General features: G+C 63.3%; 8 protein-coding genes and 1 pseudogene. 4 read left to right on the forward strand and 5 right to left on the reverse strand.

Features of this window, described 5'->3' with window-relative positions; translation table 11 throughout:
- Positions 1-2,249, reverse strand: a 2,249-nt coding sequence (locus Q0C59_RS07670) for a patatin-like phospholipase family protein (protein ID WP_291213771.1), incomplete at its 3' end; no start/stop codon positions are given.
- Positions 2,250-2,454: 205 nt separating this feature from the next.
- Here Q0C59_RS07670 and Q0C59_RS07675 point away from each other — a divergent pair.
- Positions 2,455-3,219: an enoyl-CoA hydratase gene (locus Q0C59_RS07675; protein WP_291213773.1), complete on the forward strand. Its 765-nt coding sequence runs from the start codon at positions 2,455-2,457 to the stop codon at positions 3,217-3,219.
- A gap of 142 nt (positions 3,220-3,361) precedes the next feature.
- Here the strand turns inward: Q0C59_RS07675 and Q0C59_RS07680 are convergent, their stop codons facing one another.
- The 4 genes from Q0C59_RS07680 to Q0C59_RS07695 form a co-directional block, all read right to left on the reverse strand.
- Positions 3,362-7,423, reverse strand: coding sequence for a PAS domain S-box protein (locus tag Q0C59_RS07680; protein ID WP_291213775.1), 4,062 nt, complete (start codon positions 7,421-7,423; stop codon positions 3,362-3,364).
- A 371-nt stretch (positions 7,424-7,794) separates the two neighbouring features.
- Positions 7,795-8,217 carry a hypothetical protein gene (locus Q0C59_RS07685; protein ID WP_291213777.1) on the reverse strand — a complete coding sequence of 141 codons (423 nt, stop codon included), beginning with the start codon at positions 8,215-8,217 and terminating at the stop codon, positions 7,795-7,797.
- A 112-nt stretch (positions 8,218-8,329) separates the two neighbouring features.
- Complete coding sequence (locus Q0C59_RS07690; protein ID WP_291213779.1) at positions 8,330-9,949, reverse strand: methyl-accepting chemotaxis protein; 1,620 nt, start codon at positions 9,947-9,949, stop codon at positions 8,330-8,332.
- Positions 9,950-10,269: 320 nt separating this feature from the next.
- Positions 10,270-10,986 carry a Crp/Fnr family transcriptional regulator gene (locus Q0C59_RS07695; RefSeq protein WP_291213781.1) on the reverse strand — a complete coding sequence of 239 codons (717 nt, stop codon included), beginning with the start codon at positions 10,984-10,986 and terminating at the stop codon, positions 10,270-10,272.
- 295 nt (positions 10,987-11,281) lie between these two features.
- On the opposite strand from Q0C59_RS07695, the pseudogene Q0C59_RS19700 reads away from it, so the two are divergent.
- From Q0C59_RS19700 to Q0C59_RS07705, 3 genes and pseudogenes are all read left to right on the forward strand, one after another.
- Positions 11,282-11,962 (forward strand): annotated as a pseudogene (locus Q0C59_RS19700) (PAS domain-containing protein); the annotation flags it as partial.
- 147 nt (positions 11,963-12,109) lie between these two features.
- A complete protein-coding gene (locus tag Q0C59_RS19705) occupies positions 12,110-12,847 on the forward strand; it encodes an ATP-binding protein (protein ID WP_407066549.1) in 738 nt (245 codons plus the stop codon).
- Between the two features lie 175 nt (positions 12,848-13,022).
- Complete coding sequence (locus Q0C59_RS07705; RefSeq protein ID WP_291213785.1) at positions 13,023-13,331, forward strand: hypothetical protein; 309 nt, start codon at positions 13,023-13,025, stop codon at positions 13,329-13,331.
- The last annotated feature ends 47 nt before the right edge of the window (positions 13,332-13,378 follow it).

Consider the following 13,378-nt stretch of genomic DNA (forward strand, 5'->3'; position numbering starts at 1 on the left):
CTGCCCAGGAACAGGTAGAGCCCGGTGTACCCACGCGGTGCGCTCACGATGCTCAGGTACAGCGGGCCGATGCCGGTGTCCGCGCCCACAAAGAGGCTGCCAGCGCCGCGCAGTTGCCGCAGCGTGATGTCGCTGCGCTCGGTCCAGGCGTTGCCAGCTTCCAGGGAGCCGCCCACAAACAGTGCCCGCGCCACACCCACGTTGTAGGCCAGGCGCTGGTAATACGTGAGTCGGCCGAACAGCAGGTAGTTGCCCGCCACCTGCGCCGTGCGGTAGCCCGAGAGATTCTGGAAGCCGCCGAGCGAATACTCGTCGATGGCGGCCAGCGGGATCTGGTTGGTGTAGGCCAGCCGCCCGCCGAGGTTGAAGCTGTGAACGCCCCAGGTCTTCACCGCGGTGAACGAGCTCTCCAGGCGGGTGAAGTCGTTGGAGGTGCCCCCGTCCACTTCGCGGCGACCCCAGGAGAGCTCGGCCTGCCCACGGTAGCCGCGTGAAGGGAAGTTGGCGAAGTCGAGCTGGTCGGCGATCACGGCCGCGCGCAGGCCGCGCTCGGTCCATCGCACCGTGCTCACCCCGGCGGGAATCGCCGCCGACAGCAGCTCCGGCTTGGCGCGCCGCGCACTGGCCACCACGCCCAGCCGTGCTTCACCCACCCTGCCACGCAGACCGATCGGCCAGCCCACATCGGCGCCGATCTTCACGCCCTGGCGCTGCACCAGCGCGAGTGCGTCACCCTCGTCGCTGAACAGCTCCACCTTTCTGATGCTGCCGTCCACATACGCCGCCACAAAGCGCTCGCTGTTGCCACCCAGCGGCTGGTAGATCTCGGAGAACAGGCCCACCGTTTCGCCCAGCTGCACGCGGTTGCGCCACTCGGCTCCGCTCTCGTTGAGCCAGTGGCGGTTGTGGCTGATGCGCAGGTTGAACGCGCCCTCGCCCTGGAAATCGGTGCGCAGGTCCAGACCCACGCGCAGGTAGTTCGGGCCCCAGGCGTTTTCGCGCAGGTTGATGGTGAGGTCTTCGGTGCCGTTGTCTTCGCGCCGGGTCAGCGTGTAGTCGATGCGCTCGTAGTCGCCTGCTACCGAGAGCTTCTGCAAATCCGCCTCGATCCTGGGCACATCCACGCGTTGGCCAGGCTCGGCCTCCAGCGCCCGGGCGAGCAGCGTGGCGCGCTCCTCGCTCACGCCCTCGAACCGGATGGCGCCGATGCGGCCCACGCGGTCCGCGTTGGCCAGCGCCTGCGCGCTGCGCGACTGCACCCAGAGCGCGTAACGAGCCTCGCCCACCGCGAAGCGCGCGAGCGCCTCGCGCACTGTGCCGGCGTAGTCGTTGCCGATCTTCACCAGCTCTTCGGCCTTGTCGAAATCGCTCGACGTGAGTTTGCCCAGTGGCGGCGCGAGCAGCAGGTCTTTGGGGGTGAGCGTGGCAATGCTGGCCTGCACGTTCTGCTCGGTCAGGATGTTGACCATCTGTGCCGTCACGCCCAGCACCGTGCCCAGCGTGTCGCGCCCGGCCAGCGGTGTGCCGATGTTCACCGCGATGATCACCTCGGCCCCCATGGCGCGCGCCACGTCCACCGGCAGGTTGTTCACCAGCCCGCCGTCGCCCAGGATGCGGTCGTTGATCGACAAGGGCGAGAACACCCCGGGCACCGACATGCTCGCGCGCAGGGCCGCCGCCAGGTCGCCACGCTCCATCACCACCGCCCGCCCGGTCTCCATGTCGGTGGCCACGGCGCGAAACGGCGTGGGCAACTGGTCAAACGATTCGAGGTGGCGGGTGGACAGCGTGTAGCGGCGCAGCAGCACCTCCAGAGAGCGGCTGGAGACCGCGCCCGTGGGCAGGCGGAACTCGCCATTGCGAAACCCCAGTTGCAACACCGGCGAGAGTTCAAAGTCTTCTTCCTTGCGACGTTGCGAGAGCAACTGGCGCGGCTCACGGCTGTTGAAAAGGCCACCCCAGTCCACCGCCAGGATCTCGCGCTCCAGGTCGTCGGCCTTCATGCCGCTGGCATACAAGCCGCCGATGATCGCGCCCATGGAGGTGCCCACGATCATGTCGACCGACACCTGCGCGGCTTCCAGCGCCTTGAGCACACCCACATGCGCAAACCCGCGCGCCCCGCCGCCTGAGAGCACCAGGGCCACACGGGGCCGATCAATGGCCACCGAGCCCTGCGCGGCTGACGGCAATGGCCCGAGCAAGGTCGCCAGCGTGGCGAAGACGAGGGGAATGAAACGGGAGCGCATGAAACACCTGTGAGCAAGGGCGGCGCCCAGGCGCCGGAATGCGGCCAAGTGTAGGCGGGCACCCGCTGAAAACCGGTGCCGATACACGCTGTCACGCAGCCGTCAGGACTCGGGAGCACGACCCAGAAAAGCACGCGCGTTCGTGGTAATTTGCGGCTTCCCCTTCAGCCCTGCGCTGCCTACTTTGCCCACCGAGAGACACCCCATGAGCGACATCCTCGTCCACACCGAAGCCGGCGTCTGCACCCTCACGTTCAACCGCCCCGACAAGAAAAACTCCATCACTGCCGCCATGTACAGCGCCATGGCCGACGCGCTGCAGGCCGCGCAGGACGACGCGCAGGTGCGCTGCGTCGTGTTCCAGGGCAACGAGGCCATCTTTTCCGCTGGCAACGACATTGCCGACTTTCTGAACAACCCGCCCGCCACCACCGAGTCGCCGGTGTTCCGCTTCCTGCGCGGCATCGCGCAGTTTCCCAAGCCGCTGATCGCCGCCGTGTGTGGCCCGGCCGTGGGCATCGGCACCACGCTGTTGTTCCACTGCGACCTGGTCTACGCGGGCGACAACGCCGCCTTCTCCATGCCCTTCGTCAACCTCGGCCTGTGCCCCGAAGCCGCCAGCAGCCTGCTGGTGCCGCAGATGCTGGGCTACCACCGCGCCGCCGAAGCCTTGCTGCTGGGTGAGCCTTTCATGGCCGAAGCCGCGCTGGAAGTGGGCCTGGTCAACCGCGTGCTGCCCCCGCTCGAAGTCGCCGGCTACGCGCAGACCGTGGCCCGCAAGATGGCCGCCAAGCCCATCAGCTCACTCATCGAGACCAAGCGCCTGATGAAGCAGGGTCAGCTCAAACAGGTCATGGCCGTGATGGCCGAAGAGGGCGTGAGCTTTGGCCGCATGCTGGGCGAGCCGGCTGCCAAGGAAGCGTTTGGTGCGTTCATGGAGCGTCGCAAGCCGGATTTTTCAAAGGTGTGAGGCGCTCACCGCGCTGAGCGTCACTCGCCCACATCGAGTGCACTGCCTTCCGGACTGCGCAGCGGCACGCATTCGCACGAGCCATGCCTGCCGATCGGGACCATCTCATATCCCGCGGTCCGGCGGAGGAAGTTGAGCTCGTTCAGGCGCTGGGAAGATCGATCTCGAAGCGGGCACCCTGGCCAGTTGTGCTCTGTGCCCGGATACGCCCGCCCATGCGCTCCACCGCTTTGAGCACCAGCGCCAGACCAATGCCGGTGCCGGGAATCTGTTCTTGCCGGTGCAGTCGCTGGAACATGCCAAAGATCCGGTCGTGGTACTTCATGTCGAAACCGATGCCGTTGTCGCTCACGCTCAACAGCACCCGGTCGTTCAAGGTCTGCGCCTCAATGCGAATTTGCGGAGCTTGGCCAGCGGGTGTGAACTTCAGGGCGTTGTCCATCAAATTGCGCAGCACGATGGCCAGCCCCTGGGGATTGGCTCGCACCGCCACGCCGTCGCCCATCGTCACCTGCAGCTGGCCCCCGCGTGCCTCGATCTCGTCGTGAAATGGCGCTGCCACCGCCTGCACGGCCGCAGCGAGGTCCACGGGCTCGATGTGGTCGGTCAGTTGCTGCAGCCGCGAATAGGCCAGCAGGTCGTTGACCAGCGTCGACATGTGGATGGTTGCACGCTGGATTCGCTTGAGGTACTCCCGCCCCTGGTCGTCCAGCTGGTCCGAGTGCTCGTCGAGCAGCAGCGAGCTGAAGCCTTCGATGCCGCGCAGGGGTGTGCGCAGGTCATGAGAGGCCGAGTAGGTGAAGGATTCCAGCTCGCGATTGACCGCCTGGAGTTGCTGCACGCTGGTCTCCAGCTGAGTTGTGCGTTCGATGACCTTGCGCTCGAGGCCTTCGGTCAGGCCCCGGATCTGCTCCTGCGCCTCCACCCGCAGGCGGATGTTCACCAGCATCTGGGCGAACAGCAGCAGCAGCGTGGTTTCTTCTTCCCCGTAGTCGTGGGTACTGCGCACCGTGTCCAGTCCCACGAAACCCATGCAGCGCTCGCCGTGCGTCAGCGGCAGCGCGATCAGGCTGCGGATGCCCTGGGATTCCAGCAGGTCGCGCAGATGGCCCGGAGGCAGCGCCTGAACGTCCGGGACGCGCATCTCCTTGTCCACGCGGTGATTGCCGATCCAGTCGGGGATGAGCTCGAAAGGCAGGTTCTGGAGGTTGCCGATTTCCGGACTGACGCCCTCGGCACACCATTCGTGCGTGTTGCTGCCGGTCTCGGCCGCAAAGTCGTATTCGAACAGGTAGGTGCGGTCGGCGCGGAGAAACTCGCCGATGTCGCCCAGCGCCTCGCTGATGGCGGCGTCCGCCTGGTGCACCGGCAGGTTGATGAAACGGTTGGCCAGTCCGAACAACAACAATACAAACTGGTTCAGGCGCTCGCTCTCCAATTGCGCCGCCCGCCGTTCGGTGACATCGCGCACCACGAACATGCCAAGCCTGCTTTCGGGCAACCAGGCCAGGCGGGCGCTGAAGGTGTGCATGCCGTCGGGCAGTGCCAGGCTGTATTCGATCTCCTGCAGGCCCTGGCTTCGCGCACGGGCCAAGGCATCGCGCAACTGGGCGGTTGGTTCTGGCGGCATCACGTCGTCGATGACGCGACCCAGGAACTGTTCGGGCGGGGCGTACAACATGTCTTGCCGTCCCGCCTGGTAGTGGACGAATCGTTCGTGTTCGTCAACCACGAACAGCATGTCCTGCAGCACATCGAACACCTGCTCGAGCATGGCGCCGCGTTCGCGCGCGGTGGCCTCTGCCTCGCGCAGCTCTGTCAGGTCGAGACAGGAGCCGATGAAGCCGATGAAGCGGTTGTCTGCATCGAATCGGGGTCGACCTTGCGCCAGCAGCCACCGGTATCCGCCGCTGTGGTGCCACAGGCGGTGTTCCATGCTGAACGGCTCGCGGGCTTCGAAGGCGTTGAAGTATGCCGTCATGCACCGGGTCTGGTCGTCGGGATGTATTCCCTTCAGCCAGCCGTCGTCCACTTCCTGTTTCAAGGTTCGACCAGTGAAAGCCAGCCACGCACCGTTGAACCAATCGGCCCGCTTGTCGTTTCCGCTGGTCCAGATCAGCGCTGGTGAAGCGTTGGCCACCGTCTCCAGCTGGACCAGCGTTTGGCGCTGCGCTTCTTCGAGTGCCTTGCGGTCGGAAATGTCGAAGGTGGTGCCAGCAAGGTAGGTCACGCGCCCGTTGGCCTCGCGCAGGCCGCTGCCCCGGGTGTCGAACCAGTGGTACCTGCCCTGTGCATCGCGTGCGCGGAACTCAAGCTGGTAGTTGTCCTCTCCCTTGAAGAAGCGCTGCAGCACCATTCGCAGGCGGGGCAGGTCTTCGGGGTGCAACAGGTCCAGGAACATCTGCCCCATCTGCTGCGTGGAGGGAGCCGGGTGTCCGAGCGATACAAAGAACGCGTCGCTGGGTTGAATGAATCCACCATCGAAATCCCATTCCCAGACCTGGCCCTGGGCCGCCGCCAGCCTGAACCGCAGCTCGCTGCGCTCCAGCGCACGCTGTTCGCTTTCGAGCTGGGTGACGTCGCGGAACATCAGCAGCAGGCATTGCGCACCATTCTGTTGCACCCGCTCGGCGCTGTACCGCACGTGGATGAGGGACCCGTCCGGGCGCGAGCTGCTGCCGGCCGCATGGCGCACCACTTCACCGCGCTCCAGGCGTTCGATGAGATCGTGCCGGATGGAGGGCGACTGCCAGAGATTCAGCTCGATGGTCGATCGGCCGATCAGCTGCTCGCGAGATCGGCCGAACAGTTCGCAGAACGCATCGTTGACCAGCACCAGCCGGCCGGTGTGCCATTCGGTGAGGGACATGGCCTCCGGGGCCGAGCGAAACACCGACTCGAACAACTGCTGGGCGGACAGGCGACGGGCTTCAGCCTCGTGGCGTTCGGTGATGTCGCGGCTCACCGCCAGCACCGTGGGTTTGTCACCGGGAAGCGCCGGTTCGAGCAGGGCCTGCGCTTCCCAGTGGCGCTGACCATCAGGGCCAGGGTAGGAAAAACACAGTGTTTCGCTCTGCCCGGTCCTGAAGACACCCTCGATGTACGCATTCCACTTCGCTGCGATGTCTGGTGGCGCACCGATCTCGCTGAGGGTTCTGCCCAGCATTTCAGAGGGTTTGAGTCCGTTGGCCGCTTCAACAGCCGGGTTGGCGTAGAGGACCCGCAGCTTCTGGTCGTAACGCACCACCACATCGGGCAGGTGCCCGGTGAGCGTCTGGAAATGCCGTTCGCTGCGATGCCGCTGGTGCATCGCCCGGTCCAGGCGCCAGGCTCCAAAGGCCATGGCGGCGGCCACCAGCAGGGTGAGCGCGATGGCCAGGGGCAGCATCGCCGACCAGGTGGCCAGCACACCGTCGAGCGGAAGCGCGTAGACCATCACCAGTCGCCCGGCCCCTTCGTTCATGCGCTGGTAGCCCACAATGCGTGGCACGCCGTCGATGACGGCCACCACCTTCATGACTCCGCTGGGTGCCTGCTGCAGGGCGGTGGTCACGTGGCCGCGTACCGTGCGCCCCTGGTCCCGCTCGACCACCGGGTACCGCACCAGTATGGTCGTGGCTCCGTCGTCTTCGACGCGGAACAGGCTCATGCTGCCGCCTGCAGACATGCCTTCAGAGGCAAACCGGCCCAGCAAGGCCTGGCGGTCCAGCAGGACCTCAAAAGTCTGGCCGCCCTGCTCGGGGGGGTGTTGCCAGGTCAGAGGGACCACCCATCGACCCGCTTCCTCGCGGGCCAGACCGGGCAACCACTGGCCAGCGGCTTGCCCGGGCGTTGCAGCCTGGGTCTGGCGAAGGGAAAAAGGCAGGTTCAAGGACCTGACCAGCGGGGTGTGGTCCCCGAGCAGCTCGCCCTGGGCCACTTCGGGCGACTGGAGCACGATGTCCATGCCGGCCCGCGCCATCCGCAGCGATTCCTCGAGTTCAGCCGCGAGGCGTTTGACTTCGCGCTGCGCCTGTGCCTTGGCCATGTCCAGCGCCGCTTGGTGCTGCGACACCAGCAGGCCGATGGCCAGGAGCAGGAACAGCCCGATGGCGACCACCGACAGCAAGCCGAGCCAGATGCGCTGCGGGTCGCGCGCGTTGGCGGCGGGCAGCAGGTTCACCGGCGTCTGGGCGCCCGGTTCGCCGGGTGGGGTGGTGTTCACGGGAGCGGCATGGGGCGGGGCGCTGCGGGTTCGGGCTGACACTTTGTTTCAGTCTAGCAGTGTGCCCCGGCCAGCAGCGCGGAATCAGACCGGCAAAGCGGTGAATTCTTTTGCCGGGACCGCTACTGGCCGCTGACTTCGAACGGCGCCCGGGTGATCTGACTCAGCGTGCAACCGCATCCAGCGGCAGGAGCCGCTTCAGACAGTTCTCCAACATTGGACATCCATGCTTGAGCTGTCGTGACGTTGAATCACCACGGTTGGCGAAGCTGCGCCCCGAACGGTGGCAGTACCTCCGAAACCGGTCGTTTGACCTCATCGCACCTCTCGTTCCCATTGTGGCTTGCTCCGTCATGCGGATGGCAACGCAGTCAATGGCCTGATGCCCCCGGATTTCCGTTTGCGCGAAGTCCAGCAGGGAAGGAGGTCAGTCTTGTGTATTCGCACAACTGGCCATGGATCAATTTCGTGCGCGCTGAAAGATTCGCCAGAGCCCTGATGATCCATGGCGCGTGCCCATGCTTGCTGGCCACGGCATGCGCGGTTTCCACCACGCAAAGATTGGCATCAAGCAATTGTTGGCAAGGCCCTTCGATTTCCTTGAACTGCCAGATGGCGTGATCGCACTCCGTGTGCCGGAACAGTGCCCATGTGAATTTTTCCATGTCCACAGTCATGGCCTGAGAGAGATGAACGATTTGCTCCATGATCTCCTCGGGCAGGCTCTCGCTCCCGGTGCTCTCGCCATTCTTCTGATCTTCCATGTGCTGCAACAGGCACTCGACGGCAATCATGAGATGCCTCTGGTGATTGCCCGCTGAGTGGAAATGTATGAAGCCTTGCTGCATCCTGTTCTCCTGGAGCGGGCGTGTCGCGGGGGATCAGACTTCTTGTCAGACATTCCTGTCACACACGTGCGGTCTCGGGAGTGGCAGCATGTGCGGCATCAGGGCGGAGCGAGCGGTCGGTGCGGGCGCTGCTGCCTGACAGTCTGAAATGCTCGACCGCCTGCACCAGCAGCTGGGCCTGGGTGTTCAGGCTCGCCGCAGCCGCTGCAGACTCCTCGACCAGCGCGGCGTTCTGCTGGGTCGTCTGGTCCATCTGGCTGATCGCCTCCCCGACCTGACCGACCCCGGCGCTTTGCTCGACGCTGGAGCTGCTGATTTCGCCCACGATGTCACTGACCCGCTGGATGGAAGAGACGATCTCATGCATGGTGGTGCCGGCTTGATCGACCAGTGCCGTTCCCTGTTCGACGCGCTCGACGCTCGCACCAATCAGCCCCTTGATCTCTTTGGCTGCTTCGGCACTGCGCTGGGCCAGGTTGCGCACCTCGGCGGCCACGACCGCAAAGCCGCGCCCCTGCTCGCCGGCGCGGGCGGCTTCCACTGCAGCGTTGAGCGCCAGGATGTTGGTCTGGAAGGCGATGCCATCGATCACGCCGATGATGTCGCTGATCTTCCTGCTGCTGTCGTTGATGTCGCGCATGGTCTGGACCACCTGACCAACCACCGAGCCACCTTGCCTGGCCACAGTGCTTGCGCTGGACGCCAGCTGGTTGGCCTGACGGGCGTTGTCAGCATTCTGGTTGGCGCTCGAGCCCATCTGCTCCATGGACGCTGAGGTTTCCTCCAGCGCCGAGGCCTGCTCCTCGGTGCGCTGGCTCAGGTCGGCATTGCCTTGCGCGATCTGGGCGCTGGCTGTGGCCACGCTCTCGGCGTTCCCTCTCACTTCGGCCACCACCTTGACCAGGCTTTCGTTCATGGACTTGAGGGCGCGCAGCAAGTCGGCGACCTCGTTCCTGCCGCTGGGGTTGATCTGTGAGGTCAGATCGCCTGCGGCCACGGTCTCGGCGACTTTCACCGCCTCATTGATGGGCCGTGTGATGGAGCGGGTGATCCCGATGGCCAGTCCCACACCCAGCAGCAGCGAAAACGCGGCGGCAGAAATCATTGCAGTCTCCACGAGCACTTCGAGTTCGCGGGCCAGCTTGAACTCCTGAGCGGCCACATCCACCTGGAGCTGGATGAGTTGTTCAGACAGGCCGATGGCGGTTTGGGCCAGAGGCACGACCTTGTCGCTGTAGATCGTCCGCGCGCCTTCGACATCACCACTGCGCACAGCCGTGAGGACAGGCAGCAAACCGTCGTTCAGGAAGGCAGCACGGGCGGGGGCATAGGCCTGAGCCAACTGAGCCTCTTTCGGCGTGAGGTGGGTGGCCATGAAGCCTTCCCAGATCGTGCTGATGCGTGCAGCGTTGGCCTGGACCTGCGCCTGGTTCTTCTCCAGGTCGTCCGGCTGGAGGATGGCGTCCATCACCAGCACGCGGTTGGTCATCATGAGTTGGTTGATGGTGGCCAGGTTGCCCAGAGGCACTGTGCGGTCTTCGTAGATGGTTTTGACTTCTGCGAACAGTTTGGCTGCGCCCACGAAGCCCGTGGCGGCCATGCCCACGATGAGCATCAGCAGCACGCCAAAGCCCAAACCCAGTCGGGTGCCGATCTTGAGGTTCTGGGTGAGGTTCATGCGTTTCTCCAATTGGGTTGACCGAAGTTTGAATTCGCAAGCAATGCGATGCATGAAGCATCGGGACACTGGCCAAAAGGTGAAGCCTTGATTTGGGGGGGATATCCGGACGAATGCTGGAAATCTGAACGCCAAGTGACGAAACGCGCACGAGCACCGGCCGAACTTCGGCGTCCTCCACCGCGATGTGCGCCTGTGCGAGGACATCTGATGGTCGAAAAGCCCTTCGCCAGCGACGCAAGCGATCGGTGGCCGTCGGCTCAATGGGCGCTGCATGAGCGGACCTTTGCCGACCCAGTCAAGGCTGGTGGCGCAACGCCTTATTCGACAGCACGCCCTGACAGTGAGCTGCAATCAGGGGTCGTCAAGACGCCATGCCAGCGGTCGATCTTCCTGAACAAGCCCGTCTCGATCAAAAGGGCGATGTGCCTGGCGATGGTCTCGCGGCGTGCTCCCAGCACGTTGGCCAGCTCGGTATGGCTGGGAATGCGGAAGGACTGGTTGCCCTCTTCTGCAGCAATCAGGTGCAGCGCAACACACACCTTGGTGAGATAACTTTCCTGGCGCAGCAGGTGAGACCAGTCACCCATGCAGCCCATGAAGTCGGTGATGGACTTGTAGAGTGCCTGCTGAAAGGGCGGATGGTGCATGGCGATCTCCCGGATCGCCTGGACATCCACTTCACAGACGCGCGTCGGGGTGATGGTCACCAGGCTCAGCATTGAGGGCTGACCAAAGGGCGCCGCGAAGCCGACCAGACGACCCTTGCCCAGCAACACGATGGGCTTGACCTCTCCACCGGGGCCCCGTCGCAAGCCATTGAGCAGTCCGACCTTGATCACCCCGAGTGTCTGCGCGTGAGCTCCCTGTGTCTCCAAACGCTCTCCGACCGCCAATGTGCGTTCGCGGGCCTGCAACCAGAGCTGTTCGTGTGTTGCCTGGGGCAGTGTGGCGAAAAGGCAGCGTGATTGCGTCGAGCAATGATCGCAGCGGGGTTTGCGGCTTTGCTCCGTCGTCAACTGAAGGGAATTGTTCACGCTCGTAAAAATTCGCGGGAATGTTGTATGTCAAAAGTTTGCTGCAACCCAGAAAACGACATGCAATTCTTGCGGCAACAACAGCGCAAGTCGATGCTAGTGGCCCAGACCATGTGAAATTCTTACGTGCAACAAACGTCTGTGATCTCAATCACTAAGCATGCTGATAGTCCTGCGAATTCCTCACTTTTGTCGATGATCAATGCACGTGACGTGTTCAAACACCGAAGCAGATCATTGCAGGGCAACTTGAGGAGCCCGAGATCCATCACCCACTCATGAGGAGACGCCATCCATGCGGGACACCACCGACGAGCTCAACGACCTGACCTCCTGGCTGCTTGTTCTGGAGAAGATCGTGGAGCAAAGCGCCAACATGGTGGTGATCACCGATTCTTCGCAACGGATCCGCTGGGTGAACCAGACCTACACCAGAATCACCGGCTGGAAGCTTGAAGAAGTACAAGGCAAGCGGGCAGGAGAGCAGTTGCACGGGCCCTTGACCGATCCTTTGATCAAGCAACGCCTGCGCGATCGTTTGCTTCAAGGACGTTCGGTGCCTGCAGCCGAAATCGTCAACTATCGCAAGAACGGTGAGCCATACGTGGCGTTGCTGAATATCGAGCCCATCCGGGACGATCAGGGCAAGGTGGTGGCCTACTTTTCAATTCAGAGCGACATCAGCGAGAAGCGTGCGCTTGAAAAAGCCAACGCCGAGCTCCAGCACCATTTGCAGGTGGCTCAGCGGCTGGCGCGTCTCGGCCGCATCGAATTCAATGCCGCCACGGGCCTGGTGCGATGGTCCAGCGAGGTGTATTCCATCCTTGAGCTTCCCGGGGACGAAGCGCCCAAGACCCCTGAAGCCGTACTCGACTACCTCTGCCCGCAGACGCAACTGGAACTGCTCAAGGGACTGGAAGAGGTCATGCAGAGCGGGGAGGAATTCGACCGTGAACTGCCCATAACGACCCACAAGGGGCGACGCCGGTGGGTGCGCTGCCGTGGAGTTCCGGTGAAAAACGGCGACAGGATCCGGCTTCCGGCGACGTGGACCGTCCAGGACGTGAGCCTGTACAAGGAATTGATTGAGCAAAAGCGCCTGACGAACGAGAAGCTGCGGGCCATGGTGGGCGAAAGGACACATCACCTTGAGGAGGCCAATCGTTCACTGGAGGCGTTTTCACACGCCCTGTCGCACGACTTGAAGAAGCCGGTCCGGCACATGGCCAGCTATGCTGAAATTCTGGAGGAATCCCTGGTGGCAGGTGACATGGCATCCGCCAAGTCCTATTGCCGGAAAATCGTCTCCGCCGGCAAACTTCTGCAGTCGCAGATTGACGGTCTGCTGCGTTTCTCGCGCCTGGGGCGGCTGGGGATCAGCCCTTCCCTGGTTGCCATGGCAGATCTGGTCAACGAGTGTCTCGTGGAAGTGGCGGCCTCATTTCAGGATCGCCGGTTTCAGGCCGTTGGTGTGGAAGCATTGCCCGAAGTCCTGGTGGATCCCGTGCTGTTTCGCGAAGTCTGGACAAACTTGATCGACAACGCTTTCAAGTACAGCCGTCCTCAGGAAGTGATGCAGCTGGCCTTCGCTTGCGCCAGCACGGACAGTGGCTGGACGCTGTCCTTGAACGACAACGGCTGCGGATTCGATCCCGTCATGCAGTCGCACATCTTTCAGATGTTCGGTCGCGCCAACCCGGACGATGTCGTCAGCGGTGACGGTATCGGCCTGGCGCTGTGCCAGCGAATTGTCCTGGCGCATGGAGGCCGCATGTGGGCCGAATCTGCGCTGGGTGAGGGCTCCACCTTCTTTCTCTTCCTGCCGCTCGTTGCACCGGGCTCGATCTTCGGCGGACTTTGAACATGGCGCCTCTCGTTGACAGAAATGTCACGAGGCGCTGACGCGCCAGGTTGATGTTGGCCAGACCCGGCACCACGAACGAACGCACCAGACGAAACCGGTCATTTGCTGCAACCGCTGCAACCGCTGCAAGCGATCAACTGGCTGCGCAAACGAGTCTTCAGACATTTCAGTTTTGCCCAATGCAACTTCGCAATGCGTCGCGAGCAGCGGCACCATCTCTCCAACTCATTTTGAAAACTTCCTGTCTTTCAATGCTGACCATGAAGTCCTGCTTTTCTCCCATGCCCGCAAGGGCGGCGTTCATGCCTGGAACGGCGAACGTGAGCGTGCCGAAACCACGCATTTCGGGATTGGACTGAGCGTTGAAAATTTTGACCGTTGCAGGCGTCCCACCGGACTGTGTGCGCGTGGCCGAGATTTCACTGAAACAAAAGGGCGCGAGCGCTGGGCACACCAGTACATGGAAAAAAGGCAATCGTGATGCCTGATAAAAACTTGCGTTGTTCCATTGAACACATCGCAATGCGG

This window comes from Hydrogenophaga sp. (assembly GCF_022844385.1).
In the GTDB taxonomy this organism is placed as follows: Bacteria; Pseudomonadota; Gammaproteobacteria; order Burkholderiales; family Burkholderiaceae_C; genus Hydrogenophaga.